At 65.7% G+C, this 26,083-nt stretch carries 25 protein-coding genes; 15 read left to right on the top strand and 10 right to left on the bottom strand.

Features of this window, described 5'->3' with window-relative positions; translation table 11 throughout:
* Entirely contained in the window at positions 1-2,838 is a 2,838-nt protein-coding gene (ileS, locus tag ACPTTF_RS13595; protein ID WP_423371445.1) for an isoleucine--tRNA ligase, read from the bottom strand.
* Between the two features lie 102 nt (positions 2,839-2,940).
* On the bottom strand, positions 2,941-3,933 hold the full coding sequence (locus tag ACPTTF_RS13590) for a bifunctional riboflavin kinase/FAD synthetase (RefSeq protein WP_166961310.1): 993 nt from the start codon (positions 3,931-3,933) through the stop codon (positions 2,941-2,943).
* A gap of 122 nt (positions 3,934-4,055) precedes the next feature.
* Between ACPTTF_RS13590 and purN the strand changes: the two genes are divergently transcribed.
* The 6 genes from purN (at position 4,056) to nadC (ending at position 11,104) form a co-directional block, all read left to right on the top strand.
* A complete protein-coding gene (gene purN, locus ACPTTF_RS13585; protein WP_423371444.1) occupies positions 4,056-4,718 on the top strand; it encodes a phosphoribosylglycinamide formyltransferase in 663 nt (220 codons plus the stop codon).
* Positions 4,715-5,980: an RsmB/NOP family class I SAM-dependent RNA methyltransferase gene (locus tag ACPTTF_RS13580; protein ID WP_166961304.1), complete on the top strand. Its 1,266-nt coding sequence runs from the start codon at positions 4,715-4,717 to the stop codon at positions 5,978-5,980. The genes purN and ACPTTF_RS13580 overlap by 4 nt, the downstream gene beginning before the upstream one ends.
* Before the next feature lie 18 nt (positions 5,981-5,998).
* The gene (locus ACPTTF_RS13575) at positions 5,999-7,363 is read left to right on the top strand and encodes a mechanosensitive ion channel family protein (protein WP_166961301.1); all 1,365 of its coding nucleotides are present in this window, start codon (positions 5,999-6,001) and stop codon (positions 7,361-7,363) included.
* 221 nt (positions 7,364-7,584) lie between these two features.
* Positions 7,585-8,781, top strand: coding sequence for a DesA family fatty acid desaturase (locus ACPTTF_RS13570; RefSeq protein ID WP_166961298.1), 1,197 nt, complete (start codon positions 7,585-7,587; stop codon positions 8,779-8,781).
* Between the two features lie 305 nt (positions 8,782-9,086).
* Positions 9,087-10,223, top strand: a complete 1,137-nt coding sequence (gene nadA / locus ACPTTF_RS13565) for a quinolinate synthase NadA (protein WP_423371443.1) — start codon at positions 9,087-9,089, stop codon at positions 10,221-10,223.
* Positions 10,220-11,104 carry a carboxylating nicotinate-nucleotide diphosphorylase gene (gene nadC / locus ACPTTF_RS13560; RefSeq protein ID WP_423371442.1) on the top strand — a complete coding sequence of 295 codons (885 nt, stop codon included), beginning with the start codon at positions 10,220-10,222 and terminating at the stop codon, positions 11,102-11,104. Before nadA ends, nadC begins: the two co-directional genes overlap by 4 nt.
* A 91-nt stretch (positions 11,105-11,195) precedes the next feature.
* On the opposite strand, the gene nadB is transcribed toward nadC, so the two are convergent.
* The 4 genes from nadB to radC form a co-directional block, all read right to left on the bottom strand.
* On the bottom strand, positions 11,196-12,782 hold the full coding sequence (nadB, locus tag ACPTTF_RS13555; protein ID WP_046544591.1) for an L-aspartate oxidase: 1,587 nt from the start codon (positions 12,780-12,782) through the stop codon (positions 11,196-11,198).
* A gap of 160 nt (positions 12,783-12,942) precedes the next feature.
* Entirely contained in the window at positions 12,943-13,110 is a 168-nt protein-coding gene (rpmG, locus tag ACPTTF_RS13550; RefSeq protein ID WP_006478046.1) for a 50S ribosomal protein L33, read from the bottom strand.
* A gap of 17 nt (positions 13,111-13,127) precedes the next feature.
* Positions 13,128-13,361, bottom strand: a complete 234-nt coding sequence (gene rpmB / locus ACPTTF_RS13545; RefSeq protein WP_004186391.1) for a 50S ribosomal protein L28 — start codon at positions 13,359-13,361, stop codon at positions 13,128-13,130.
* A 237-nt stretch (positions 13,362-13,598) separates the two neighbouring features.
* Positions 13,599-14,372, bottom strand: a complete 774-nt coding sequence (gene radC / locus ACPTTF_RS13540; RefSeq protein WP_166961289.1) for a RadC family protein — start codon at positions 14,370-14,372, stop codon at positions 13,599-13,601.
* 135 nt (positions 14,373-14,507) lie between these two features.
* Here radC and ACPTTF_RS13535 point away from each other — a divergent pair, with 135 nt between their 5' ends.
* From ACPTTF_RS13535 to ACPTTF_RS13500, 8 genes are all read left to right on the top strand, one after another.
* Entirely contained in the window at positions 14,508-14,963 is a 456-nt protein-coding gene (locus ACPTTF_RS13535; RefSeq protein WP_046544593.1) for an FKBP-type peptidyl-prolyl cis-trans isomerase, read from the top strand.
* Between the two features lie 2 nt (positions 14,964-14,965).
* Positions 14,966-15,946, top strand: coding sequence for a 4-hydroxy-3-methylbut-2-enyl diphosphate reductase (ispH, locus tag ACPTTF_RS13530; protein ID WP_011352949.1), 981 nt, complete (start codon positions 14,966-14,968; stop codon positions 15,944-15,946).
* A 269-nt stretch (positions 15,947-16,215) separates the two neighbouring features.
* The gene (locus tag ACPTTF_RS13525; RefSeq protein WP_423371441.1) at positions 16,216-16,893 is read left to right on the top strand and encodes an amino acid-binding protein; all 678 of its coding nucleotides are present in this window, start codon (positions 16,216-16,218) and stop codon (positions 16,891-16,893) included.
* A 213-nt stretch (positions 16,894-17,106) separates the two neighbouring features.
* On the top strand, positions 17,107-18,057 hold the full coding sequence (locus tag ACPTTF_RS13520; protein ID WP_006488946.1) for a branched-chain amino acid ABC transporter permease: 951 nt from the start codon (positions 17,107-17,109) through the stop codon (positions 18,055-18,057).
* Positions 18,058-18,075: 18 nt separating this feature from the next.
* On the top strand, positions 18,076-19,245 hold the full coding sequence (locus ACPTTF_RS13515) for an ABC transporter permease subunit (protein ID WP_423371440.1): 1,170 nt from the start codon (positions 18,076-18,078) through the stop codon (positions 19,243-19,245).
* 24 nt (positions 19,246-19,269) lie between these two features.
* The gene (locus ACPTTF_RS13510; RefSeq protein WP_011352945.1) at positions 19,270-20,046 is read left to right on the top strand and encodes an ABC transporter ATP-binding protein; all 777 of its coding nucleotides are present in this window, start codon (positions 19,270-19,272) and stop codon (positions 20,044-20,046) included.
* Entirely contained in the window at positions 20,046-20,762 is a 717-nt protein-coding gene (locus ACPTTF_RS13505) for an ABC transporter ATP-binding protein (RefSeq protein WP_423371439.1), read from the top strand. Before ACPTTF_RS13510 ends, ACPTTF_RS13505 begins: the two co-directional genes overlap by 1 nt.
* A 274-nt stretch (positions 20,763-21,036) precedes the next feature.
* Entirely contained in the window at positions 21,037-21,708 is a 672-nt protein-coding gene (locus tag ACPTTF_RS13500) for a DUF2278 family protein (RefSeq protein WP_166961277.1), read from the top strand.
* A 31-nt stretch (positions 21,709-21,739) separates the two neighbouring features.
* On the opposite strand, the gene ACPTTF_RS13495 is transcribed toward ACPTTF_RS13500, so the two are convergent.
* The 3 genes from ACPTTF_RS13495 to ACPTTF_RS13485 all read right to left on the bottom strand — a co-directional run bounded on the left by ACPTTF_RS13495 (position 21,740) and on the right by ACPTTF_RS13485 (position 24,718).
* Positions 21,740-22,195 carry a GNAT family acetyltransferase gene (locus ACPTTF_RS13495; protein WP_166961275.1) on the bottom strand — a complete coding sequence of 152 codons (456 nt, stop codon included), beginning with the start codon at positions 22,193-22,195 and terminating at the stop codon, positions 21,740-21,742.
* 13 nt (positions 22,196-22,208) lie between these two features.
* On the bottom strand, positions 22,209-23,393 hold the full coding sequence (locus ACPTTF_RS13490) for an acetylornithine transaminase (protein ID WP_166961273.1): 1,185 nt from the start codon (positions 23,391-23,393) through the stop codon (positions 22,209-22,211).
* Between the two features lie 293 nt (positions 23,394-23,686).
* Positions 23,687-24,718: a CDP-6-deoxy-delta-3,4-glucoseen reductase gene (locus tag ACPTTF_RS13485; protein ID WP_166961271.1), complete on the bottom strand. Its 1,032-nt coding sequence runs from the start codon at positions 24,716-24,718 to the stop codon at positions 23,687-23,689.
* Between the two features lie 107 nt (positions 24,719-24,825).
* On the opposite strand from ACPTTF_RS13485, the gene ACPTTF_RS13480 reads away from it, so the two are divergent.
* On the top strand, positions 24,826-25,863 hold the full coding sequence (locus ACPTTF_RS13480) for an NAD-dependent epimerase/dehydratase family protein (protein WP_423371438.1): 1,038 nt from the start codon (positions 24,826-24,828) through the stop codon (positions 25,861-25,863).
* Here ACPTTF_RS13480 and ACPTTF_RS13475 read toward each other — a convergent pair.
* On the bottom strand, positions 25,846-26,034 hold the full coding sequence (locus tag ACPTTF_RS13475; protein ID WP_166961267.1) for a hypothetical protein: 189 nt from the start codon (positions 26,032-26,034) through the stop codon (positions 25,846-25,848). The two genes, ACPTTF_RS13480 and ACPTTF_RS13475, sit on opposite strands and share 18 nt — an antisense overlap.
* Positions 26,035-26,083: the final 49 nt, after the last annotated feature.

Raw genomic sequence — 26,083 nt, 5'->3', positions numbered from 1 at the left:
TTAAGCAGCGCTCCGGATTTCGCCGTTTTCAAACAGGTTCGAGAAGCAGCGGCCGCACAGCGTCGGATGATCGGCGTGTGCACCGACATCTTCGCGGTAGTGCCAGCAGCGTTCGCACTTCTGGTACTTCGACGCGGCTACGTCGACGCTTTCCTGCGCTTCGTCGTCGACCTTGACGACCGTCGCGGCCGACGTGATCAGCACGAACTTGAGATCATCACCGAGGCTCGTGAGCGCGTCGTAGCGTGCGCCGCTCGCGTGCACGGCGACTTCGGCCTGCAGCGACGAACCGATGCGGTTCGCGGTGCGCGCTTCCTCGAGCGCCTTCGTCACGTTGCCGCGCACGTCACGCAGCAGCGCCCACTTCTCGATCAGCGCGGCCGAGCCGGCGACTTCCGGATACGCGTAGTAGGTTTCCGTGAAGATCGTGTCGCTGGACGGCTGGAACACCTTCCACGCTTCTTCCGCCGTGAACGACAGGAACGGCGCGAGCACGCGCAGCAGGCCGTGCGTCAGGTGGTACAGCGCCGTCTGCGCGGAGCGGCGTGCGCGCGAATCGGCCGCGCTCGTGTACAGGCGGTCCTTCAGCACGTCGAGGTAGAAGCCGCCCAGATCTTCCGAGCAGTACGTCTGCAGCTTCGCGACGACCGGGTGGAATTCGTACTTTTCGTAGTGGCCGAGCAGTTCCGTCTGCAGTTGCTGCGAGAACGCGACCGCATAGCGGTCGATCTCGAGCCATTCGTCGACGGGCACCGCGTGCTGCGCGAAGTCGAAGTCCGACAGGTTCGCGAGCAGGAAGCGCAGCGTGTTGCGGATGCGGCGATAGCCTTCGGTCACGCGCTTCAGGATTTCCTCGGAGATCGCGAGCTCGCCCGAATAGTCGGTCGATGCGATCCACAGGCGGATGATTTCCGCGCCGAGGCGGTTCGCGACTTCATGCGGATCGATGCCGTTGCCGAGCGACTTGCTCATCTTGCGGCCTTCGCCGTCGACCGTGAAGCCGTGCGTGAGCAGGCCCTTGTACGGCGCGCGGCCGTCGATCATCGACGCGGTCAGCAGTGACGAGTGGAACCAGCCGCGATGCTGGTCCGAGCCTTCGAGGTAGAGGTCGGCCGGGAATTGCAGCTGATCCTTGTGCGAGCCACGCAGCACGTGCCAGTGCGTCGTGCCCGAGTCGAACCACACGTCGAGCGTGTCGCGGTTCTTTTCGTACAGGTTCGCGTCGTCGCCGATCAGCTCGCGCGGGTCGAGCGTCTGCCACGCCTCGATGCCCGACTGCTCGACGCGCTTCGCGACTTCCTCGAGCAGCTCGAGCGTGCGCGGATGCAGCTCGCCGGTTTCCTTGTGCACGAAGAACGCCATCGGCACGCCCCACTGACGCTGGCGCGACAGCGTCCAGTCGGGACGGTTCGCGATCATGCTGAACAGGCGCTGCTTGCCCCACGACGGGTAGAACGCGGTCGCGTCGATGCCTTCGAGCGCCGTTTCGCGCAGCGTCTTGCTGCCGTCGCGCGGCGTCACGTCCATGCCGGCGAACCACTGCGACGTCGCGCGGTAGATGATCGGCGTCTTGTGGCGCCAGCAGTGCATGTAGCTGTGCGTGTACTTCTCGCTGCGCAGCAGCGAGCCGGCCGCGTTCAGCGCTTCGACAATCTTCGGGTTCGCGTCCCAGATCGACAGGCCGCCGAACAGCGGCAGCGATTCGATATAGCGGCCGTCGCCCATCACCGGGTTGATGAAGTCCGAGTCGGTCATCCCGTGCGCCTTGCAGGACATGAAGTCCTCGATGCCGTACGCGGGCGACGAGTGCACGACGCCGGTACCCGTGTCGGTCGTCACGTAGTCGCCGAGGTAGACGGGCGCGGTGCGCTTGTAGCCGGGGTGGGCCGATGCGAGCGGGTGGTGGAAGCGCAGGTTCGCGAGCTTCACGCCCGGCGCGGTCGCGACGACGCGGCCCGTCAGCTTGAACTCTTCCATGCACGCGGCCACGCGCTCTTCCGCGATGATCAGCAGCCCGCGCTCGGTGTCGACCAGCGCGTAGACGATTTCCGGATGGAGGTTCAGCGCCTGGTTCGCCGGGATCGTCCACGGCGTGGTGGTCCAGATCACGATGCCGCCCTCGGCGCGCGGCAGTGCCGGCAGGCCGAATGCCTGCGCGGTCTTTTCCGGTTCCGCGAACGCGAACATCACGTCGATCGTCGGATCGGTGCGGTCCTTGTATTCGACTTCCGCTTCGGCGAGCGCCGAGCCGCAGTCGAAGCACCAGTTCACCGGCTTCAGCCCGCGATACACATAGCCCTTCTCGATGATCTTGCCGAGCGCGCGGAGCTCTTCCGCCTCGTTGACGAAGTTCATCGTCTTGTACGGGTTGGCCCAGTCGCCGAGCACGCCGAGGCGCTTGAAGCCGACCTTCTGCTTCTCGATCTGCTCGGTCGCGTACGCGCGCGCCTTGCTCATCACTTCAGCCGCCGGCAGCGACTTGCCGAACTGCTTCTCGATCTGGATCTCGATCGGCATCCCGTGGCAATCCCAGCCGGGCACGTACGGCGCGTCGAAGCCGGCCATGTTGCGCGACTTGACGACGATGTCCTTCAGGATCTTGTTGACCGCGTGGCCGAGGTGGATGTCGCCGTTCGCATACGGGGGGCCGTCGTGCAGGATGAACTTCGGCCGGCCCTTGCTGGCTGCGCGGATCTTCTCGTAGAGGCCGCGCTCTTCCCATTCCTTGACCCACTGCGGCTCGCGCTTGGGCAGGTCGCCGCGCATCGGGAACGGCGTGTCGAGCAGGTTGACCGGATACTTGGCCTGCGGTTTCGAATCGGCTTTCTTGTTGCTCATGATGGGATCGCTATCTAAATCGGGAGACGCGCGAGCGTCGTGAATCGGGGATGCGCGCGAGTGAGCGGCGCGAGGGTGCGGCGCCAGGCGCCGCCGTCCGGATCAGCTAATTCGGTCGGTGGCCGACGTCGAGAAGCCCGTGGCGCGGCTGCCCGGCGCACGGTCGCGCTCGATGAAGTACGCGCGTGCATTCGCGACGTCCAGCGCGATCGCGCGCGACAGCGCCTCGAGATCGTCGAATTTCGCCTCGTCGCGCAGCTTCTTCAGGAATTCGACGCGGATGAGCTTGCCGTACGCATCGCCGTGCCAGTCGAGCAGGTGGACTTCGAGCAGCACGCGGCCGGAATCATCGACGGTCGGGCGCAGCCCGAGGCTCGCGACGCCCGGCAGCGGAGCGGGGCCGAGGCCATGCACCTGCACGACGAAGATGCCCGCGAGCGCCGGCCGCTTGTGTGCGATCGGCAGGTTCAGGGTCGGGAAGCCGAGGTCGCGGCCGAGCTTCAGCCCGTGCGCGACGTGCCCGCTGATCGCATAGCCGTGGCCGAGCGCTTGCGCGGCCGCGTCGAGATCGCCCGCGGCGAGCGCGGCGCGCACGCCCGAGCTGGAGATGCGCGTGCCGTCGCTGCCGGCCACCGTACCCATCTGCTCGACCTCGAAGCCGTACTGCTCGCCGGCCGCCTTCAGCGTGTCGAAGGTGCCCGCGCGTTTCGCGCCGTAGCAGAAATCGTCGCCGACCATCATCCAGCGCGTGTGCAGCCCGCCGACCAGCGTGCGTTCGACGAACGCCTGCGGCGACTGGCTCGCGAACGTGTGGTTGAAGTGCTCGACGACGACGCGATCGACGCCGTGGTCGCGCAGCGCTTCCAGCTTGTCGCGCAGCATCGCGATGCGCGGTGGCGCGCCGGCCGGGTTGAAGAATTCGCGCGGATGCGGCTCGAAGGTCATCACGCACACGGGCAGGCCGCGCGTGTCCGCTGCCGCGCGCACGCGCGCGAGCAGGGCCTGGTGACCGCGATGGACACCGTCGAAGTTGCCGATCGTCAGCGCGCACGGCGCGCGGCTCTCGGCGTTGGGCAGGCCGCGGAAGACTTTCACGATAGCGGATGCAGCGTCGGGGAATGGGCGGTGGGGTGCCGCAAAGCAGAAGATTATAAACGTTCGGGCGAGCCGGCGGCCGAGAAGGCGGGAAACGCGGGGGCGAATGGTAAAATTCGCGGATGAAAAAACTCGTGATCCTGATTTCCGGTCGCGGCAGCAACATGGAGGCCATCGTCCGCGCGTGCGCGCAGGAACGCTGGCCGGCCGAGATTGCCGCCGTGATCGCCAACCGGCCCGATGCGGCCGGGTTGGCTTTTGCCGCGTCGCACGGGGTGGCGACGGCGGTGGTCGACCACCGGTCGTTCGACGGCCGCGACAGCTTCGACGCGGCACTCGCCGCCGAGATCGACCGTTTCGCCCCCGATCTCGTCGTCCTCGCCGGCTTCATGCGCATCCTTACGCCGGCATTCGTCAGACGATACGAGGGCCGGCTGCTGAATGTCCACCCGTCGCTGCTGCCGAGCTTCAAGGGCATTCACACGCACCAGCAGGCGCTCGACGCGGGCGTCGCACTGCACGGCGTGACCGTTCACTTCGTGATTCCCGAACTCGACAGCGGCGCGATCGTCGCGCAGGGCGCGGTGCCCGTGTGCGCGGGCGACGACGCGGCCGCGCTCGCGCAGCGCGTGCTGACGGTCGAGCACGTGTTGTATCCGCGCGCGGTGCGCTGGTTCGTCGAGGGGCGCTTGCGCCTCGAGAACGGCCGTGCCGTCGTGGCGCCGGAAGAAGCACGCTGGATTTTCGCGGATCAACCGCATACCGAAACGAGTGAGGGTGTATGAAGCTGCACGGATTCCTGATTGGCCAGACCGAGACCTTGCTGGCCGAGGTGCTGAAGTTCGCCGGCCCCGCCGATGCGACGACGAGCCGGTTCTTCCGCGCGCACCCGAAGCTCGGGCATGCCGAGCGCGGCGTGATCGCCGAGGCTGTCTTCGCGGTGCTGCGCCGGAAGATGGAGTTTTCTCACCTGGCCGAAAGCGGCACGGGCACGCCCGCACGGCGCCTGACGCTGCTCGGCCTGATGCAGACGGCCGGCCGCAACGCGCTGAGGCCGTTTTTGTCCGACACCGAGTCCGCATGGCTCGAGCACGTGTCGAAGATCGATCCGGCGAGCCTGCCGGTGCGCGTGCGCACGAACCTGCCCGACTGGATTCACCAGGCGCTGTCGGCCCGTTTCGACGCCGAGGAGCTCGCGCAGCTCGCCGCCGCGCTGAACTACCCGGCGCCGCTCGACCTGCGTGCCAACGCGCAGAAGGCGACCCGCGACCAGGTGATCGACGCGCTGCGCGCGAACGGTATCGAGGCGGGCGCGATGCCGTTCGCGCCGTTCGGCGTGCGCGTCGTCGGCAAGCCGGCGCTGACGCGCCTGAAGCTGTTCGAGGAAGGCCAGATCGAGGTGCAGGACGAAGGCAGCCAGCTGTTGTGCTCGCTCGTCGCGCCGCGCCGTGGCGAGATGGTCGTCGATTTCTGCGCGGGCGCCGGCGGCAAGACGCTCGCGCTGGGCGCGATGATGCGCTCGACCGGGCGCCTCTATGCGTTCGACGTGTCGGAAAAGCGCCTCGCGAAGCTGAAGCCGCGCCTCGCACGCAGCGGGCTGTCGAACGTGAACCCGGTGCTGATCGACAGCGAGCACGACGCGAAGATCAAGCGGCTCGCCGGCAAGATCGACCGCGTGCTGGTCGACGCGCCGTGCAGCGGCCTCGGCACGCTGCGCCGCAATCCGGACCTGAAGTGGCGCCAGACGCGCACGGCGATCGACGAACTGACGCCGAAGCAGGCGTCGATCCTCGCGAGCGCCGCGCGCCTCGTGAAGAAGGGCGGCCGGCTCGTCTACGCGACCTGCAGCGTGCTCGACGCCGAGAACGAGCGGATCGTCGAACAGTTCCTGGCCGATCATCCGGAGTTCGTGCTGGTGCCGGCGCAGAAGGTGCTGGCCGACCAGCGCATCGAGCTGGAGATGGGCGACTACCTGTCGCTGTGGCCGCATCGTCACGCGACCGACGGCTTCTTCGCCGCGGTGCTCGAACGGCGCGCCGCGCAGTAACGGCGGGCCGGACGGACGATGGAAAATCTGCAGAGCCGCCTGCTGTCGCACCGGCTGGCATCGGTCATTCGTGATTTCCACCAGCCGGTGATGATCTGGCAGGCGGCGATCCTCATTGGCGCGCTGTGCTTCGCGTGGGTGGCCGCGCGCTTCGTGCACGGCCGGATCGATGCGCGCCGCCGGGCGGCCGGACGCGCGCCCGGCGCGGGCGCGCAAAGCCTGAAGCGCGCGTTGTTCCCGTTGTTCGGTGCCGTGTTCGTGGGCGGCGCGCAGCTCGCGTTCGACCCGTTCATGTCGACGTCGCTGCTGTCGCTCGCGCTCGTGCCGCTGTTCGGCATCGGGCTGATCTACGTGCTGTTCTTCTTCGCGCGGCGCGTGTTCGCGCGCGACGGCCACACGCATGCGTGGCTGTCGATCGTCGAGAAGATCGTGTCGACCGTCGTGTGGGCCGCGATGGTGCTGACCGTGCTCGGCATTCAGCGCGACGTGCTCGGCTGGCTCGACAGCGTGCAGTTCCGTGTCGCCAATGCACACCTCACGCTGCTGTCGGTGATCTCCGGCGCGCTGTGGGTGTGCGTGACGCTGATGGTCGCGATGTGGCTGGGCTCGGTGCTCGAGGATCGCCTCACGCGCGCGAGCACGCTCGACGCGAACCTGAAGGTCGTGCTGTCGCGGGTCGGCCGCGCGCTGCTCGTGTTCGCGGCGATCCTGATCGGGCTGTCGCTGGTCGGCATCGACGTGACGGTGCTCGGCGTGTTCGGCGGTGCGGTGGGTGTCGGTCTCGGTTTCGGGCTGCAGAAGATCGCGAGCAACTACGTGTCGGGTTTCATCATCCTGCTCGACCGCTCGCTGCGGCTCGGCGACGCGATCAGTGTCGGCGGGCTGCAGGGCATCGTCACGCAGATTCGCACGCGCTATACGGTCGTGCGCGGCCTCGACGGCAACGAGACGCTGATCCCGAACGAGAAGCTGATCACCGACGTCGTGCAGAATCAGTCGTCGTACCTGACGCGCGGCTATGCGAAGGTCGCGGTGCAGGTCGCGTACACGAGCGATGTCGAGCACGCGCTCGCGCTGCTCGCCGATGCGGCCAAGGGCGTGCCGCGCGTGCTGGCGGAGCCTGCTCCGACCCCCTATCTGGTGAGTTTCGGTGCGGACGGAATCGACCTGGAGCTCGGTTTCTGGATCGAGGATTCGGCGAAAGGCACGTCCGGCGTGCGTTCGACCGTCAACCGCAATATCTGGCGGCTGTTCAGCGAGCAGGGGATTTCGATTCCGTTCCCGCAGCGCGAAGTGCGCGTCGTCGGGTTGCCCGACGGTTTTCCCGCTGCGGGCGCGGCGGCCGGCAACGGCGCGGTGGACGGGCGCGCACCGGCTGCGTAGCGCTCGCCGGTCGTCAAACGTATCGACCCCGCGGTCAGAACCGGATCGCGGGCCATTCCAAGTCCGCCCATGGACTGCGCTTGTTGCGTCAGGGCAAGAAAATGTTCATTTTTTACAAAGACTTGGAACGGTTGAAGTAAAATTCTGGTCTACACGCGGTATGCTTTCATTTTTCTGACGCTTGGCGCGGGCCGGCGTCGCTCTCTTCACAGGTAACTGCCTTGTTGAATTCCCTGCTCGATTTTCTTTCCCACGGGCTCCTGCATTTTTCGTGGTGGCAGGTCGCGCTGTTCGCGCTCGCCGTCACGCACGTCACGATTATCGGCGTGACGGTCTACCTGCACCGCTGCCAGGCGCATCGCGCGCTCGAGTTGCATCCGATCGCGAGCCACTTCTTCCGCCTGTGGCTGTGGATGACGACCGGCATGCTGACGGGCCAGTGGGCCGCGATTCACCGCAAGCACCATGCGAAGTGCGAGACCGAGGAAGATCCGCACAGCCCGCAGACGCGCGGCATCTGGAAGGTGTTCCTCGAGGGCGCGGAACTGTATCGCGCGGAAGCGAAGAACGAAGAGACGATGCGCAAATTCGGCCACGGCACGCCGAACGACTGGGTCGAGCGCAATGTCTATTCGAAGTACCCGATTCTCGGCATCAGCATCATGATGGTGATCGACGTCGCGCTGTTCGGCGTGCTCGGCCTGACCGTGTGGGCCGTGCAGATGGTCTGGATTCCGTTCTGGGCGGCTGGCGTCGTCAACGGCTTCGGTCACTTCTGGGGCTATCGCAACTTCAACTCGGCCGACGCGAGCACGAACCTGTTCCCGTGGGGCATCGTGATCGGCGGCGAAGAGCTGCATAACAACCACCATACGTTCGCGACGTCGGCGAAGCTGTCGAACAAGTGGTACGAGTTCGACATCGGCTGGATGTACATCCGCATCATGTCGGCATTCGGTCTTGCGAAGGTGAAGAAGGTCGCGCCGACCCCGCGCCTGAACAAGCCGAAGACGGTACTCGACCAGGAAACGCTGCAGGCCGTGCTGTCGAACCGCTACGAAGTGATGGCGCGCTACGGCAAGGCCGTGAAGCGTGCGTATGCCCAGGAGCTCGCACACCTGAAGGAACTCGGCTCGAGCGAGAAGTACCAGCTGATGCGTGGCGCGCGCAAGTGGTTCCACAAGGATGCGGACGGCCTCGACGAGCCGCAGAAGAAGCTGCTGCCGGAAATCTTCGCGAACAGCCAGAAGCTGCAAACGTATTTCCAGCTCCGCCAGGATCTCGCCGCGATCTGGGATCGTTCGACCGCATCGCGCGAACAGCTTCTCGCGCAATTGCAGGATTGGTGCCATCGCGCAGAACAAAGCGGCATCAAGGCGCTGCAGGAATTTGCGACGCGCCTGCGCCGCTACGCCTGATTCGAAATCGATTAGAATCTAAGGACGTCAAAAACCCCGCGTTGGCGGGGTTTTTTATTTGGGCCGCCGGTTTTTGAAGGGTGACCGGCCGGGCCGGATTTTGTATGAGGCTTGGGGCAGCGGTGAATGGGTGCCCTGGGGCGAGCGCAGGGGATGAGGCTGGACGGAGCGCGAAAGCGCCGACGCTGGCCGACCGCGAAGCATGGGATCAGAGTAAGCGCTAAAGGGCTAACTCTGATCGACCGCGAAGCATGGGATCCAAGTAAGCGCTAAAGCGCTAACTTGGATCGACAGGAGATATGGAGATGCAATCGACGATCAAACCCGTCGAATACGATCGGCCCATCGCAGCAGGGACCGTGTGCGGCGTGGGGCAGGCATGGGCCAAGGTGCCCGACGCCCCGTCCGCCGAAGAACGCGCTGCACTGAAGGCGCGCATCAAGACGCTGCTCGTGCGTGAAAAGGCCGTGCTCGTCGCCCACTACTACGTGGATGCCGAACTGCAGGAGCTGGCTGACGAAACGGGCGGCTGTGTCGCCGATTCGCTCGAAATGGCCCGCTTCGGCCGCGATCACGACGCGCAGACGCTGGTCGTCGCCGGTGTGCGCTTCATGGGCGAAACCGCGAAGATCCTGAGTCCGAACAAGCGGATCCTGATGCCCGACCTCGATGCGACCTGCTCGCTCGACCTCGGCTGCCCGGTCGACGAATTCTCGGCGTTCTGCGATGCGCATCCCGATCGCACCGTCGTCGTCTACGCGAATACCAGCGCCGCCGTGAAGGCGCGCGCGGACTGGATGGTCACGTCGTCGATCGGCCTCGAGATCGTGGCCGACCTGCACGCGCGCGGCGAGAAGATCATCTGGGCGCCGGATCGCCATCTCGGCAGCTACATCCAGAAGAAAACCGGCGCGGACATGCTGCTGTGGCAAGGCTCGTGCCTCGTCCACGACGAATTCAAGGGCATCGAGCTCGACCTGCTGCGCGCCGAGTATCCGGACGCGAAAGTGCTCGTCCACCCCGAATCGCCGGAAAACGTCGTCGCGCAGGCAGATGTGGTCGGCTCGACCACGCAGCTGATCGACGCCGCCGTCAAGTTCGACGCGACGCGCTTCATCGTCGCGACCGATCTCGGCATCCTGCACAAGATGCAGCTTGCGGCGCCCGGCAAGACCTTCATCGCCGCACCGACGGCCGGCAACAGCGCAACCTGCAAGAGCTGCGCGCACTGCCCGTGGATGGCGATGAACGGCCTCGCGAACCTCGCCGACGTGCTCGAACGCGGTCACAACGAGATCTTCGTCGAGCCCGCGATCGGTGAGCGCGCACGCCTGCCGATCGACCGGATGCTCGCTTTCGCAGCGGCGCACAAGAAGCGCGTGCAGGCGAGCGGCGATCTGCAGCGCGACCAGCAACTGTTTGCGAACGTGGGGGCTGCATGACGAACGCAGCCGTATCCCCGCTGTTCGGCATCGTCCGCGAGCAATACGGCGCGGCATTCGACGACGCAATCGCGCGCAACGTGGCCGATGCGATCGCGGAAGACGTCGGCACGGGCGACCAGACCGGGCGGCTCGTACCGGCCGGCGGGCGTCGCCGCGCGCGCATCATCGTGCGCGAGGAGGCCGTGTTGTGCGGTGTGCCGTGGTTCGAGGCCGTGATCGCCCGGATCGATCCGGCGATCGTCGTGCAATGGCGCTATCGCGAAGGCGACCGGATGACGCCGGATTCGACCGTCTGCGAACTCGAAGGGCCGGCGCGCGCGCTGCTGACGGCCGAGCGCAACGGGCTGAACTTCCTGCAATTGCTGTCGGGTGTCGCGACCGCGACGCGTCGTTACGTCGATCGCGTCGAAGGCACGCGCACGAAGATCCTCGACACGCGCAAGACGCTGCCGGGCCTGCGGCTCGCGCAGAAGTACGCGGTGCGCGTCGGCGGCGGCGAGAACCAGCGTCTCGCGCTGTATGACGGCATCCTGATCAAGGAGAACCACATCGCAGCGGCGGGCGGTGTAGGCGAGGCGCTCGACGCGGCGTTCGCGCTGGAGTCGGGCGTGCCGGTGCAGGTCGAGGTCGAGACGCTCGCGCAACTCGATACCGCGCTCGCGCATCGCGCGCAGTCGGTGCTGCTCGACAACTTCACGCTCGACATGATGCGTGAAGCGGTGCGTGTCGCAGACGGCAAGGCCGTGCTCGAAGTGTCGGGCGGGGTCAATTTCGATACGGTGCGAGCATTCGCGGAAACGGGTGTCGACCGTATCTCGATCGGCGCGCTGACGAAGGACGTGCGCGCGACCGACTATTCGATGCGGATCGTCGACTGACCGAACGCCGTCGATCAGACGAAAAAGCCGTTGGCGCGCAAACGCCAACGGCTTTTTTCCTGTGCGACCGCAGCCGGGAAGGGCGTGCGGCTCAACGACGCGCGCGCGGTGTGAGCACGCTCGGCAGCGCCTTCGGCAGCGAATTCGGCCAGTCGCGGCTGTAGTGCAGCCCGCGGCTTTCGCGGCGTGAGTGTGCGCTTTTCACGATCAGTGTCGCCACGTCGACGAGGTTGCGCAGTTCGAGCAAGTCGCGCGTCACGCGGAAGTTCGCGTAGTACTCCTGGATCTCGTCGCGCAGCAGCGACAGCCGGTGCTTCGCGCGTTCGAGGCGCTTGTCGGTACGCACGATGCCGACGTAGTTCCACATCAGGCGGCGCAGCTCGTCCCAGTTGTGCGCAACGACGACTTCCTCGTCCGCATCCGACACGCGGCTTTCGTCCCACGCGGGCAGCGTGGCCGGCGTTTCGGCATCGAAGCCGGCCGCCTCGATCGCCTCGGCCGCCGCGCGGCCGATCACGAGACATTCGAGCAGCGAGTTGCTCGCGAGCCGGTTCGCGCCGTGGAGCCCCGTGTACGACGTTTCGCCGACCGCATACAGGCCCGCGAGATCGGTGCGCCCGGCGAGGTCGGTGACGACGCCGCCGCATGTGTAGTGTGCGGCCGGCACGACGGGAATCGGCTCTTTCGCGATGTCGATGCCGAATTCGAGGCAGCGCGCGTGGATCGTCGGGAAGTGTTCGCGCAGGAACGCTTCCGGCTGGTGGCTGATGTCGAGATACACGCAATCGATCCCGCGCTTCTTGATCTCGAAGTCGATCGCACGCGCGACGATGTCGCGCGGTGCGAGTTCGGCGCGCGGATCATGCGCGGGCATGAAGCGCGTACCATCGGGCAGCTTCAGCAGGCCGCCTTCGCCGCGCACGGCCTCCGAAATCAGGAACGACTTCGCATAGGGATGGAACAGGCAGGTCGGGTGGAACTGGATGAATTCCATGTTCGACACGCGGCAGCCCGCGCGCCACGCCATCGCGATGCCGTCGCCGGTCGCGGTGTCGGGGTTCGTCGTGTACAGGTAGACCTTGCCGGCGCCACCGGTTGCGAGCACCGTATGTGGTGCCTCGATCGTGATCGTCCGGTCGTTGTCGACGTCGAGCGCGTACAGGCCGTGACAGCGGCGGCCGGGCAGGCCGAGCCGGTCCGACGTGATCAGGTCGATCGCGTGGTGGTTTTCGAAGAACGTGATGTTCGGATGCTGGCGCGCACGTGCCGACAGCGTCGCGAGCACCGCATGGCCGGTCGCGTCGGCCGCGTGGATGATCCGGCGATGGCTGTGGCCACCCTCGCGCGTGAGGTGGAAGCCAAGCTCGGCGGCGTCGTCCTTCGTGAACGGCACGCCTTGCGAGATCAGCCATTCGATCGCTTCGCGACCGTGCTCGACGATGTAGCGCGTCGCGCCTTCGTCGCACAGCCCGCCACCGGCGACCAGCGTGTCGTCGACGTGGTTCTCGATGCTGTCCGCCGAATCGAGGACAGCCGCGATGCCGCCCTGCGCGTTATCGCTCGCGCCCTCCATCATCGACCGTTTCGCGATCAGCGCGACACGTCGCGTGCTGGCCAGGTTGAGTGCGACTGACAGCCCTGCCAGGCCGCTGCCGACGATCGCCACGTCGAATTTCATGCTGCATCTCCATCGTTACGCTTTTGATCTTGTGCGTTCCGGCGGCCGTGGCCGCGGAAAGGGGAGAGCATACCGCGTCGCGCCGGAGCGTGCGCGCAAAACAAAAAGCCCCGCATGTGCGGGGCTTTTTGGTCGCCGTCAGGCTGGCAGAAACCGGAGATTACTTGATCTTGGTTTCTTTGTATTCCACATGCTTGCGGACGACGGGATCGAACTTCTTGATCGCCATCTTTTCCGGCATGTTGCGCTTGTTCTTCGTGGTCGTGTAGAAGTGACCCGTACCAGCGGTCGACTCGAGCTTGATCTTGTCGCGTGCGCCTTTTGCCATGATTGTGCTCCTTGGGCTTAGGCTTCGCCGCGTGCGCGCAGGTCAGCGAGCACGGAATCGATGCCGTTCTTGTCGATCAGGCGCAGGCCGGCGTTCGAGACGCGCAGGCGCACCCAGCGGTTTTCACTCTCTACCCAGAACCGGCGGTTTTGCAGGTTCGGCAGGAAGCGACGCTTGGTCTTGTTGTTGGCGTGGGAAACGTTGTTGCCGCTCATCGGCGCTTTCCCAGTTACTTGGCATACGCGTGCCATGAGAGCACTCCTAATACGCTAAATTCGGGGTTCGATCGCCGATGAAGGTTCCATCGCACCGCCACGTGATCCATGGCTGCACTCAGAACGCCGAAGCCCTTACAGACAAGGCCCTTCGATGGCTAGAACTGGTTGGAAAAAAGACAGACGGCGATTCTAGCAGAAAAAGTTCAGAAAAATCAAACCTAATTTCGCTTCACCGTTGCGGCGCCCTCAGGCGGGCCGCAACCGCACAGTCTACAGCCATCCGGCCCGTGCGAACGAAAAAGTATCACTGGTGCCGATGACGACGTGATCGAGCAGTTGCACGTCGACGAGCGCGAGTGCGTCGTGCAGCACGCGGGTCAGGCGGCGATCTTCCGCGCTCGGCTGTACAGCACCCGACGGATGGTTGTGCGCGACGATCAGCGCAGCGGCGTTGTGCACCATCGCGCGGCGCACGATCTCGCGCGGGTAGACGGCCATGCGCGTCAGCGAGCCGCGCGTGATTTCCTCCGTTTCGATCAGGCCGTGGCGCGCGTCGAGGTAGACCGCGGCGAACACTTCGTACGGACGCGCGCCGATCTTCATCCGCAGATAGTCCTCGACCGCGCCGGGCGAATCGATATGCTTCTTCTCGTGCGCTTTCTCCTTCAGCACGCGCCGTGCGATCTCGGTGACCGCGACCAGCCGCGCGGAACGCGCGGGGCCGATGCCGGGATGCGCCTCGAAATCGTCGGTGCTTGCCTCGAGCAGCCCGCGCAACGTCCTGAACTGCCCGACCAGTGCGCGGGCGGTGACGAATACGTCGTGCCCGGGCTTGCCCGTGCCGAGCAGCAGGGCGATCAGTTCGTCGTCGGTCAGTGCAGCCGGCCCGCGCTCAAGCAATCGCTCGCGCGGCCGCTCGGGCCGCCAGTCGCCCGGGCGGCGCTTGCGCCGGTGGATCGGGAGGCCGCGGCCGGGCGGATCGGCCGGCAGATCGGCGGTGTCGCGGCACTCGACGGGCGGCGGGGCGAGGCAGGGTGACAGCATGCTTGGAACTCCATTGGCGGCGGGCGGTGTGCGCGACGTCGTCGCACTTTCCGCCTTGCGCGCTCAGGTGACTTACAATATTGGCTTTGCGCCGGGCCTTTCGGCCGTATCGGGCGCCGACTGAACGAGTAATTCATGAGCCTCATCGATCTATCCGAAGTGAAGCCCGGTTCCCACGTCACGTTGCATTACCGGCTGGCACTGGCCGACGGCGCCGACATCGTCAACACCTTCACCGACAAGCCGGCCACGCTGCTGCTCGGCGCGGGGCAACTGGCGCCGTCGCTGGAACAGATTCTGATCGGGCTCAGGGTCGGCGACCACTCGACTTTTCAGCTAGCGCCCGAGCAGGGGTTCGGTCCCCGCAATCCCGACATGCTCCAGCGCGTCACGCTGTCGACGCTGCGCGAGAACGGGATGGTCGGCGACGATTTCACGCCGGGCGAACTGATCGAGTTCAACGCGCCGGACGGCGGTCGATACGCGGGGGTGCTGAAGGAAGTCAGCGAGACCTCGGCGCTGTTCGACTTCAATCATCCGCTCGCGGGCCAGGCGCTCACGTTCGAAGTGAAAATCATCGGAATCCTGTAATCATGAGCACCACCGATACGCTGTCCGGGCAGACCGTCGCAGCCGACGCCGAAATCCTGCTGGCCCAGCCGCGCGGTTTCTGCGCGGGCGTCGATCGCGCGATCGAGATCGTCGAGCGCGCAATCGCGATGCATGGTGCGCCGATCTACGTTCGTCACGAGATCGTCCACAACAAGTACGTGGTCGAGGATCTGAAGAAGAAAGGCGCGATCTTCGTCGAGGAACTCGAGGAAGTGCCGGCCGGCAATACCGTGATCTTCAGCGCACACGGCGTGTCGAAGGCCGTGCGCGACGAGGCCGACGTGCGCGGGCTGCGCATTTACGACGCAACCTGCCCGCTCGTCACGAAGGTGCACGTCGAAGTGGCGAAGATGCGCCAGGACGGCGTCGACATCGTCATGATCGGGCACAAGGGTCACCCGGAAGTCGAAGGTACGATGGGTCAGGTCGAGCGCGGCATGCATCTCGTCGAGAGCGTCGAGGACGTGCAGAAGCTCGAGCTTGCCGATCCGGAACGCATCGCGCTCGTCACGCAGACGACGCTGTCCGTCGACGACGCAGCCGAGATCATCGGGGCGTTGAAGGCCAAGTATCCGAAGATTCGCGAGCCGAAGAAGCAGGACATCTGCTACGCGACGCAGAACCGCCAGGACGCAGTGAAGTTCATGGCGCCGCAGTGCGATGTCGTGATCGTCGTCGGCAGCCCGAACAGCTCGAATTCGAGCCGCCTGCGTGAAGTGGCCGAGAAGCGCGGTGTGGACGCGTACATGGTCGATGCACCCGACCAGATCGATCCGGCATGGGTCGCAGGCAAGCGCCGCATCGGCGTGACGGCCGGCGCGTCGGCGCCCGAAGTGCTCGCCCAGGCCGTGATCGCGCGTCTGCGCGAGCTCGGCGTGCGCAACGTCCGCGCGCTCGACGGCATCGAGGAAAACGTGTCGTTTCCGCTGCCGCGCGGGTTGAACCTGCCGCCCGCCGCCTGATTGACGCATCGCACTCGCGGAACACCGAAGCGCGCCTCCCGGCGCGCTTTTTTTTGCCTGTCGGAATTGTAATCGCAACCATTATTCGCGTTCATGGTGCAACCGGGTTGCTCTGCGCGTCCCCAAGCGTCTCTCAAAATTGGTTGCAATGCAGGAAAACCCCATCGAATCAGGATTATTGGCGTCCTATAAATGGAGTTACAATGCGCCCGTTTTCAGGCCGGAATGGCTTTGAGATCGGGTTTTGGCAAGGCGCGGGAGACCACTCAATGCATGTGAAGTTGGCTTACGCCATGTCCGTCGCCGCACCGGTTGCAATGCTTGCCGGCCGCAGCAAAAAGAGCGACGACGGGGCGGGGAGGGAGGCTGCGGTGTTCGTGGCACCGCCGGCCAGCGGCGTGCGCGTCGCCGGAGCCGGTCGTGCGGCATCCTTCGCGTGCCGCATCGCGCGATTGGGCAAGGACAAGGAAAACGGGGCACGTTTGGCGATCGAGGAAATCAACGCGCTTGGCCTGGCGAACGGCCGGGCAGCGGGCACGCAGGTTGCAACACAGCAGGCCGCCGGTCGTGGCGTGACAGCGACCGTGCGCGCCGATCGACGCAGGCCGGCCATGGTGCCCGGCGATGCGGGCAGCGTGCCGATGTCGCCGGCCCCCTTTCATTTCGATTCGACGAAACAGCGCGTTGCCGCGAGCAATGGTGTCGCGGCGCGCGGTCTGGTTCGTACGATGGATTTCGACGCAGTCCTGACGAATGTCGGGCGCGGCGCTCGCGGTGCCTTGCGAGGCAGCGCGACACGGAATCCGATCTGTCCGGGCGCGGGGCTTGCCTCGTACCGGGCGGGAAAAGGCACGGATGCCGGGCAACCGGACGATGGCCGTCTCGGCATGCTGCCCTACGACTTCAAGGAGGCCACGAACACCGTCCTCGACGTCGTGACGATTTAGCGACGGGACTCATGACGGCACCGGAGAACAGTGCGGTGCCGTTTTTGTATCCGCTCCGGCGGCAGGTTCGGCCGTACAGGCCGGGCGGCGCGCGCCGGGACGATCCACCCTTACCGGTATCGACTAGTACCCGCAGTGTCGCCGAGAAGGCGCGATTCCTCGCTTACCCGCGGGGCGCACCGTCCTCCGGCAGCACGGGCCAAGGAGCTTTAAATGGATATTTTCGTCCAGCAGGTTCTCAACGGGCTGGTGCTCGGCAGTGTCTACGCCATCATCGCGTTGGGCTACACGATGGTGTACGGCATTCTCGGCATCATCAACTTCGCGCATGGCGACGTGCTGATGATCGGCGCGATGGTCGCCCTGTCGGCCATCACCGTGCTGCAGAACCATTTCCCCGGACTCGGCAACGTTGCGACGCTGACGATCGGCCTGGGCATCGCCGCAGTCGTCTGTGCGTTCGTCGGCTTCACGATCGAACGGGTCGCATACCGGCCGCTGCGTCGCGCCCCGCGCCTCGCCCCGCTGATCACCGCGATCGGCGTGTCGATCCTGCTGCAAACCGCCGCGATGATCATCTGGTCGCGCAACCCGCTGCCGTTCCCGCAATTGCTGCCGACCGATCCGATCAACGTGATCAAGGCGACCGACACGACGCCCGGCGCCGTGATCTCGGTCACTGAAATCGTGATCATCGCGGTGGCGTTCATCGTGATGGGCGGCCTGCTGCTGCTCGTGCACAAGACCAAGCTCGGCCGCGCGATGCGCGCGATCGCCGAAAGCCCGAACACCGCGAGCCTGATGGGCGTGAACCCGAACTTCGTGATCTCCGCGACGTTCATGATCGGCTCCGCGCTCGCCGCGCTGGCCGGCGTGATGATTGCTTCCGAATACGGCAACGTGCACTTCTACATGGGCTTCATCCCCGGCATGAAGGCATTCACGGCCGCGGTGCTGGGCGGGATCGGCAACCTCGGCGGTGCGATGGTCGGCGGCGTGCTGCTCGGCCTGATCGAGCAGCTCGGGGCCGGCTACATCGGCAACCTTACGGGTGGCGTATTCGGCAGTAACTACCAGGACGTGTTCGCCTTCATCGTGCTGATCATCGTGCTGGTATTCCGTCCGTCCGGCCTCTTGGGCGAACGTGTCGCGGATCGCGCGTAACGGAAGGGAGCAAACAACATGACATCCATTCAACCGATCGAATCCTCGACGTCGCTCGTCGAAGAGCGCAACACCACCAAGACGATCATCATCGGCATCCTGACCGCTGCCTTCGTGATTGCCGCGCCGATCATCATCGGCTCGGCCGGCGGCAATTACTGGGTCCGTGTGCTCGACTTCGCGATGCTGTACGTGATGCTCGCGCTGGGCCTGAACGTGGTGGTCGGCTTCGCGGGCCTGCTCGACCTGGGCTACATCGCGTTCTACGCGGTGGGCGCGTACACGGCGGCATTGCTGAGCTCGCCGCACCTGAGCTCGCAGTTCGAGTGGATCGCGGCGATCGCGCCGAACGGCCTGCACGTGCCGTTCCTGATCATCGTGCCGATCGCGATGGCGCTGGCGGCGACCTTCGGGATCCTGCTCGGTGCGCCGACGCTGCGCCTGCGCGGCGACTACCTGGCGATCGTGACGCTCGGCTTCGGTGAAATCGTCCGGATCTTCATGAACAACCTCGACCGTCCGGTGAACATCACCAACGGCCCGAAGGGGATCACGGGCATCGATCCGGTGCACATCGGCGGCTTCAACCTGTCGCAGACGCACTCGCTGTTCGGCCTGCAGCTGCCGTCGGTCTACATGTATTACTACCTGTTCGTGCTGTGCTCGCTGCTGGTGATCTGGGTGTGTACGCGTCTGCAGCACTCGCGTATCGGCCGTGCATGGGCAGCGATCCGCGAGGACGAAATCGCCGCGAAGGCGATGGGTATCAACACCCGTAACGTGAAGCTGCTCGCGTTTGCGATGGGCGCATCGTTCGGCGGCCTGTCGGGCGCGATGTTCGGTTCGTTCCAGGGCTTCGTGTCGCCGGAATCGTTCACGTTCTGGGAATCGATCGTGGTGCTGGCGTGCGTGGTGCTCGGCGGCATGGGCCATATCCCGGGCGTGATCCTGGGCGCGGTGCTGCTCGCGATCTTCCCGGAATTCCTGCGCTCGACGATGAGCCCGCTGCAGCATGCGCTGTTCGGTCACGACATCGTCGATACGGAAGTGATCCGTCAGGCGCTGTACGGCCTCGCGATGGTGGTCATCATGCTGTATCGCTCGGAAGGCCTGTGGCCCGCGCCGAAGCATGAGGACAAGATCGCGAAACTGGCGAAGCGCGCCAGCAAGAAGCCGGTGCGCGCTTAACCTACGGACACAGGGGATATACACATGAGCGACAAGCAAATCCGACTGTCCGTCAAGGGCGTGAACAAGCGCTTCGGCGGGCTGCAGGCGCTGTCCGACGTCGGCCTCGAGATCAAGGAAGGCGAGATCTACGGGCTGATCGGCCCGAACGGCGCCGGCAAGACGACGTTCTTCAACGTGATCACGGGCCTTTATACGCCGGACTCCGGCGAGTTCAAGCTCGACGGCACGGAATACAAGCCGACGGCGGTGCATCAGGTCGCGAAGACGGGCATCGCGCGTACGTTCCAGAACATCCGCCTGTTCGGCGGGATGACGGCCCTCGAGAACGTGATGGTGGGCCGCCACGTGCGCACCAAGCACGGGCTGCTCGGCGCGGTGTTCCAGACGCCGGCCGAACGCCAGGAAGAGCGCGAGATCAAGGAACGTGCGATCGAGCTGCTCGAGTACGTCGGCGTGCTGCAATACGCGGACTACACGTCGCGCAACCTGTCGTACGGCCACCAGCGCCGTCTCGAGATCGCGCGGGCCCTGGCGACCGACCCGAAGCTGCTCGCGCTCGACGAGCCGGCGGCCGGGATGAACGCGACCGAGAAGGTCGAACTCACGCGCCTGCTCGACAAGATCCGCTCGGACGGCCGCACGATTCTCCTGATCGAGCACGACGTGAAGCTCGTGATGGGGCTGTGCAACCGGATGACGGTGCTCGATTACGGCAAGGTGATCGCCGAGGGTCTGCCGCAGGACGTGCAGAAGAATCCGAAGGTGATTGAGGCATATCTCGGCGCAGGGGTGCACTGATGGCAGCGGCAATGTTGAAAATCAAGGGCTTGCAGGTCAACTACGGCGGCATCCAGGCCGTCAAGGGCGTTGACATGGAAGTCCGTCAGGGCGAGCTCGTGACGCTGATCGGCGCGAACGGCGCAGGCAAGACCACGACGATGAAGGCGATCACGGGTCTGAAGGCGTATTCGGCAGGCGACATCGAGTACGACGGCAAGTCGATCAAGGGCGTGCCGTCGCACGAGCTGCTCAAGCGCGGCCTCGCGATGGTGCCGGAAGGCCGCGGGATCTTCGCGCGGATGTCGATCATCGAGAACATGCAGATGGGCGCGTACCTGCGCAACGACAACGACCAGATCAAGAAGGACGTCGAGCGGATGTTCGGCTTCTTCCCGCGCCTGAAGGAACGGGCGACGCAGCTCGCGGGCACGCTGTCGGGCGGCGAGCAGCAGATGCTGGCGATGTCGCGCGCGATCCTGTCGAAGCCGAAGCTGCTGTTGCTCGACGAACCGTCGATGGGGCTGTCGCCGATCATGGTCGAGAAGATCTTCGAAGTGGTGCGCGAAATCTCGAAGGAGGGCATCACGGTGCTGCTCGTCGAGCAGAACGCGCGCCTCGCGCTGCAGGCGGCCGACCGCGGCTACGTGATGGATTCGGGCACGGTCACGATGGAAGGCGATGCGAAGCAGATGCTCGACGATCCGAAGGTGCGTGCCGCGTATCTGGGTGAATGAGTGAGTGAATGAGCGGGCCCGGTGGCGCGCGACGGCAGATGCCGGGCGTGCCGCACACGGGCTTTCGAAAGGCTGTCACGGGATGCCGTGACAGCCTTTTTTTTCGTGTCCTGCGATTCGGGTCGAACTTGTGCGTGCGGGTGCGACTCCATTCGACTGTTGCGCCGCGTATGCGGCGCGGGAGCGATGGGGGCGGCCGCCCGAAGCCGGTCGCCTGCAAACCGACACACGGGCCGTGTAGCATCGGCGGCCCATCGGGACATGGAGAGCACGCATGAGTCTGGACTACGGTTTCGTGAAGGCGAAGGTGACATCGGTGGCGCAGCTGAAGGGCTCGCCGCACGGCAGCGAGATTCAATATCACATCCACCTGACGCTGGCGTTGCCGGGCGGCAACTGGGATGTCGCGATCAACGTCGGCACCAGCGACGCGGACGACTTGCTGAACTACAAGCTCGTCTACGATTTCCACCACCCGATCACGCAGACGCTCGCGGCCGCGGCCGAAGGCTATACGGACCTGACGGGGCAGGCGGCATTGCCCGCGCTCGACTACATGCGCAGCGACATCCTGAACGAAACGGGGGCGTGGCGCGCGAGCGCCGTGATGGACGGCACCGAGAATCCGGAGCCGATCCCGTCGCTGCTGCGGCTTGTGAGCGCCGCGCAGTCGCAGGGGCTCGACGTCGTCGTGTTCGGCCGCTCGTATGCCGAAGGCAACGGCATCCACGACACGCACATGAACCAGGGTTCGACCGGCTCGAACTACCTGCACCGCGCGGGCGACGACCACAACGACCACAACGACATCTGGCAGGACGGCGCGCTGATCGTGCGCGTGAGCGACACGCAGTGGGCCGCGTATTTCGCCGCGTTCGAGCAGCAGGCCGTGCCGACCGACGCGCTCGGCAATCCGCTGCCGGGCGCGGGGCCGATCACGCGCTGAGATCGCCGGCGGCCGGCTGCCGGCTTTCGCGTCATGCGGCCGGCAGCGTCTTGCCGAACGAGATGCGCTCCTCGACGCGGTAGCCTAGCGCCGCGTAGAAGCGGCACGCGTCGTCGTTGCCGGGCAGCACCTGCAGGTTGATCTTCAGGCAGCCGCGTGCGGCGAGCGCGCGTTCCGCATGCGCGATCAGTGCGCGGCCGATGCCGAGCCGCCGCGCGTCGTTCGATACGCCGAACGAGTAGAGCCAGCCGCGATGTCCGTCGAAACCCGCCATCAGCGTGCCGACGACGCGTGCGCCGCTAGTCGCGACGAAGAACAGCTCCGGCTGCGTCGCGAGCTTCAGCTCGATCGATCGCAGCGGATCGCGGTGCGGCGGCGCGCCGGCTTCGTCGTACTGCGGGAATGCGTCGCACCATACCGCGAGCACGGCTTCGGTGTCGGCGCGTTCGAACGGGCGGATTGCGACAGTATCGTTGGCGGCATCCATCGGCGGGCTCTCCTCAGAGCGTGTCGAGAACCGACCGCAGCATCGCCATCATCTGGTCGATTTCTTCGGTCGTCACGTTCAGTGCGGGCATGAAGCGCAGCAGGTTCGGCCGCGCGGCGTTCAGCAGCAGGCCGTCGGGCTGCATGTCGCGTGCCTTCTCGACGATCTGCGGGCCGATGTCCTTGCCGAGCAGCAGTGCGCGCAGCAGGCCTTCGCCGCGTTCGCCTTCGAAACCGCGCTCTTCCGACAGCTCGAGCAGCTTGCGCTTCAGGTATTCGCTGCGCGCACGCACGCCTTCGAGGAAACCCGGCGCGACGAGCTGCGAGATCACCGAATAGCCGACCGCCGTCATCAGCGGGTTGCCGTTGTACGTGCCGCCCTGGTCACCGGCCTCGAACACCGCGACGTCGGCCTTCGACAGCAGCGCGCCGAGCGGGGCGCCGCCGCCGATGCCTTTCGCGAGCGTCATGACGTCCGGCTCGATGCCCGACAGTTCGTATGCGAACAGCGTGCCCGCGCGGCCGCAGCCGCTTTGCACCTCGTCGACGATCAGCAGCAGGTTGTGCTGCTTCGTCAGCGCGCGCAGCGCCTGCATGAATTCACGCGTCGCCGGAATCACGCCGCCTTCACCCTGGATCGGCTCGAGCATCACCGCGACGGTCTTGTCGGTGATCAGCTTCTCGACCGAGTTGATGTCGTTCAGCTCGGCCTTCGGGAAGCCCGGCACCTGCGGCGCGTAGATCGTGTCCCAACCCGGCTTGCCGCTGGCCGACATCGTCGCGAGCGTGCGGCCGTGGAAGCTGTGGTCGAACGTGATGATCTCGTATGCGCCGTTCTTGAACTTGCGGCCCCACTTGCGCGCGAGCTTGATCGCGCCTTCGTTCGCTTCCGCGCCGCTGTTCGTGAAGAACACCTTGTCGAATACGCTGTGCTGCGTGAGCAGGCCGGCGAGCTTCGCCATCGGTTCGTTGTAGAACGCGGGCGACGGGTTCAGCAGCTTTTCCGCCTGCGTCTTCAGTGCTTCGACGATGCCGTCGTTGCAGTGGCCGAGGCTGTTGACGGCCCAGCCCTGGATGAAGTCCAGATAGCGCTTGCCCGTGTGATCGTAGAGCCACGAACCCTTGCCGTGCGTAAACACGATGTCGGGGCGGTTCGTGATGTACATCAGCGAGTCGATCGGATAATCGTTCAGGGGCATGGCAGCAGACTCCAGCGGACGTTGAAAGGGAAACAGGCAATAAAAAAGCCACGGAAGGCCGTGGCTGGTGGGTCGAACAGCTTGTGCGTAACCGGTGAAGCAGTGTGGGGGTTACGCGCGAGTCCGTGACGAGCCTGCGGCATCCGGGCGGAGCGGCGAGCGGCGACGTCGAAGGGCGGACAGGAAGCAGTTCATGTGCGCAAGCATAAGGCATCCCGCGCCCAACTGTAAACCGCCGCGATGCCACGGATGTGACATCGCGGTGCGCAACGCGGGACGCGGGTGCGCGGGTGTCAGACCGGATGCGCGAGATCGGCGGCGCTCGTGAACGAGTCGGCGTAGAACTCGTCAGCCGGGAGCGCGTGGTGCTGCGTGAAGTCGCGCTGCGCGGATTCGACCATCACCGGCGCGCCGCATGCGTACACCTGGTGGCCCGACAGATCGGGCAGGTCTTCGATCACCGCGCGATGGACGAAGCCCGTGCGGCCCGTCCACTGGTCGCCGGCGTCCGGCTCGGAGAGCACCGGCACGTACGTGAAGTTCGGGATCTCGCGTGCCCACTGCTCGGCGAGCTCGCCGAGGTAGATGTCCTTCTTGCGGCGCGCGCCCCAGTAGAGCGTCATCGGGCGGGTGATGCCCGTGTGCTTCACGTGCTCGATGATCGCCTTGATCGGCGCGAAGCCCGTGCCCGATGCGAGCAGCACGATCGGCTTGTCGGAATCCTCGCGCAGGAAGAACGTGCCGAGCGGGCCTTCGAAGCGCAGGATGTCGCGCTCCTTCATCGCGCCGAACACGTGGTCGGTGAACTTGCCGCCCGGCATGTGACGGATGTGCAGCTCGACCGGGCCTTCCTCGTGCGGCGCGTTCGCCATCGAGTAGCTGCGGCGCGAGCCGTCCTTCAGGATGAACTCGACGTACTGGCCCGCGAGATACTGCAGGCGTTCGTTGGCCGGCAACTGCAGCTTCACGACCATGACGTCGTCGGCCTTTCGTTCGAGCGCGGCGATCCGGCACGGCAGCTTCTTGACCTGCACGCCGTCGACGCCGGCGATTTCGCGCACGTCGATTTCGAGATCGCACTGCGCCTTCGAGCAGCACAGCAGCGCGAGGCCGCGCGTGCGCTCGTCGTTGGACAGCGCCGACGCGGCGTGCGGGCCCTGTTCGATCTGGCCCGACACGATCTGGCCCTTGCAGGAGCCGCACGCGCCGTTCTTGCAGCCGTACGGCAGATGGACGTTCTGGCGCAGCGCAGCCGCCAGCACGGTTTCGTCCGACTCGACCTGGAATTGCCGGCCGCTTTGCTTGAGAGTGACGTTGAATGCCATAGAACCAAACTAGAACAAAATGTGGGGACCGTGCCTGTCGAGCACGGCAGCTACAATGCAAGCCCGTTGCGCGTCGCGCAACGGTGGCTACTGATTTCGCAACCAACATGATCGCGACTCGAATCCTGCGCCGGCCGCGCGCACTGATCGTCGGCTGCGGCGACGTCGGCATGCGCTGCGTCGCGCAATGGCGCGACTCGCACCGCAACCTGCGGATCTTCGCGCTGACGAGCCACCCGGCCCGCCGCGACGAACTGCGCGCCGCGGGCGCGACGCCGATCGTCGGCGACCTCGATCGCCGGGCGACGCTCGGCCGCCTCGCGGGTCTGGCCCGCACGATCCTGCATCTCGCGCCGCCGCAGTCCGACGGCCGCGACGACCGGCGCACGCGTGCGCTGATCGCCGCAACGACCGTGCCTGCACGACGGCCACCGGTGCCGCCGGCATCGGCGGTCGGCCGGCTCCGAACGCTGCGCACCGCTACCCGACAGGCCGGCGCGCCCGTTCGGGCAGCGCGTATTGTACCCGACGGCCTTCGTGCGCCGAGGCTCGTCTACGCCAGTACGACGGGCGTATACGGCGACTGCGGTGGCGCACGCATCGACGAAACGCATCCGCTGCGCCCCGCGAATCCGCGGGCCTTCCGGCGGGTGTCGGCCGAGCGGCAACTGCGCGCGGCGACGGTGCGCGGCGTGCTGTCCGCGCGCATCGTGCGCATTCCGGGCATCTACGCGGCGAACCGTCTGCCGGTCGCTCGGCTTGAGCGCGGCACGCCGGCGCTCGAGCCGGCCGACGACGTCTACACGAACCACATCCACGCGGACGATCTCGCGGCGATCCTGCGCCGCGCGGCCGAACGCGGCAAGCCGGCGCGCGCCGTGCATGCGTCGGACGACAGCGAGCTGCGGATGGGGGAGTATTTCGACCGGGTTGCGCAGGCGCTCGGCCTGCCGAGGCCGCCACGCGTCAGCCGCGCGGACGCCGAGCGTCAGCTCGAACCGACACTGCTGTCGTTCATGCGCGAGTCGCGGCGCCTGTCCAACACACGGCTCAAGGCCGAATTGTGCGTGACGCTGCGGTATCCGACCGTAGACGATTTCCTTCAAACGCTCGCGCCGGGCAGCGCGTCAGGTCAGCGCCGGTAACGCCTCGATCAGCAGGAAGCAAAGCAGCGCGCCGATCAGCGCGCCAATCAGGTTCGGATGGTATTTGTGCTTCGCGTGCATCATGGCCAGCAGGCCGCCGATCACGACGACACCGATGACCGCGAACGCGATCATCACGGACGACAGTTCGAAAGAATGGTTGATGTTCATGGTATCTCCCCCTGCATCGCTGCTCTTGCAGCTTGTGATTTCAGTATAG

This window comes from Burkholderia crassaminum (genome assembly GCF_964265005.1).
Taxonomy (GTDB): domain Bacteria; phylum Pseudomonadota; class Gammaproteobacteria; order Burkholderiales; family Burkholderiaceae; genus Burkholderia.
The sequence above is the reverse complement of the archived record's forward strand: the minus strand, read 5'-3'. Positions and strand labels throughout refer to the sequence as shown.

What these genes read in the sequence shown, in the direction of transcription:
- ileS (WP_423371445.1), bottom strand. Translation starts at nt 2,838, where the DNA reads ATGAGCAACAAGAAAGCCGATTCGAAACCGCAGGCCAAGTATCCGGTC.
- purN (WP_423371444.1), top strand. Translation starts at nt 4,056, where the DNA reads ATGAAAAAACTCGTGATCCTGATTTCCGGTCGCGGCAGCAACATGGAG.
- ACPTTF_RS13580 (WP_166961304.1), top strand. Translation starts at nt 4,715, where the DNA reads ATGAAGCTGCACGGATTCCTGATTGGCCAGACCGAGACCTTGCTGGCC.
- ACPTTF_RS13575 (WP_166961301.1), top strand. Translation starts at nt 5,999, where the DNA reads ATGGAAAATCTGCAGAGCCGCCTGCTGTCGCACCGGCTGGCATCGGTC.
- nadA (WP_423371443.1), top strand. Translation starts at nt 9,087, where the DNA reads ATGCAATCGACGATCAAACCCGTCGAATACGATCGGCCCATCGCAGCA.
- nadC (WP_423371442.1), top strand. Translation starts at nt 10,220, where the DNA reads ATGACGAACGCAGCCGTATCCCCGCTGTTCGGCATCGTCCGCGAGCAA.
- nadB (WP_046544591.1), bottom strand. Translation starts at nt 12,782, where the DNA reads ATGAAATTCGACGTGGCGATCGTCGGCAGCGGCCTGGCAGGGCTGTCA.
- rpmG (WP_006478046.1), bottom strand. Translation starts at nt 13,110, where the DNA reads ATGGCAAAAGGCGCACGCGACAAGATCAAGCTCGAGTCGACCGCTGGT.
- rpmB (WP_004186391.1), bottom strand. Translation starts at nt 13,361, where the DNA reads ATGGCACGCGTATGCCAAGTAACTGGGAAAGCGCCGATGAGCGGCAAC.
- radC (WP_166961289.1), bottom strand. Translation starts at nt 14,372, where the DNA reads ATGCTGTCACCCTGCCTCGCCCCGCCGCCCGTCGAGTGCCGCGACACC.
- ACPTTF_RS13535 (WP_046544593.1), top strand. Translation starts at nt 14,508, where the DNA reads ATGAGCCTCATCGATCTATCCGAAGTGAAGCCCGGTTCCCACGTCACG.
- ispH (WP_011352949.1), top strand. Translation starts at nt 14,966, where the DNA reads ATGAGCACCACCGATACGCTGTCCGGGCAGACCGTCGCAGCCGACGCC.
- ACPTTF_RS13525 (WP_423371441.1), top strand. Translation starts at nt 16,216, where the DNA reads ATGCATGTGAAGTTGGCTTACGCCATGTCCGTCGCCGCACCGGTTGCA.
- ACPTTF_RS13520 (WP_006488946.1), top strand. Translation starts at nt 17,107, where the DNA reads ATGGATATTTTCGTCCAGCAGGTTCTCAACGGGCTGGTGCTCGGCAGT.
- ACPTTF_RS13515 (WP_423371440.1), top strand. Translation starts at nt 18,076, where the DNA reads ATGACATCCATTCAACCGATCGAATCCTCGACGTCGCTCGTCGAAGAG.
- ACPTTF_RS13510 (WP_011352945.1), top strand. Translation starts at nt 19,270, where the DNA reads ATGAGCGACAAGCAAATCCGACTGTCCGTCAAGGGCGTGAACAAGCGC.
- ACPTTF_RS13505 (WP_423371439.1), top strand. Translation starts at nt 20,046, where the DNA reads ATGGCAGCGGCAATGTTGAAAATCAAGGGCTTGCAGGTCAACTACGGC.
- ACPTTF_RS13500 (WP_166961277.1), top strand. Translation starts at nt 21,037, where the DNA reads ATGAGTCTGGACTACGGTTTCGTGAAGGCGAAGGTGACATCGGTGGCG.
- ACPTTF_RS13495 (WP_166961275.1), bottom strand. Translation starts at nt 22,195, where the DNA reads ATGGATGCCGCCAACGATACTGTCGCAATCCGCCCGTTCGAACGCGCC.
- ACPTTF_RS13490 (WP_166961273.1), bottom strand. Translation starts at nt 23,393, where the DNA reads ATGCCCCTGAACGATTATCCGATCGACTCGCTGATGTACATCACGAAC.
- ACPTTF_RS13485 (WP_166961271.1), bottom strand. Translation starts at nt 24,718, where the DNA reads ATGGCATTCAACGTCACTCTCAAGCAAAGCGGCCGGCAATTCCAGGTC.
- ACPTTF_RS13480 (WP_423371438.1), top strand. Translation starts at nt 24,826, where the DNA reads ATGATCGCGACTCGAATCCTGCGCCGGCCGCGCGCACTGATCGTCGGC.
- ACPTTF_RS13475 (WP_166961267.1), bottom strand. Translation starts at nt 26,034, where the DNA reads ATGAACATCAACCATTCTTTCGAACTGTCGTCCGTGATGATCGCGTTC.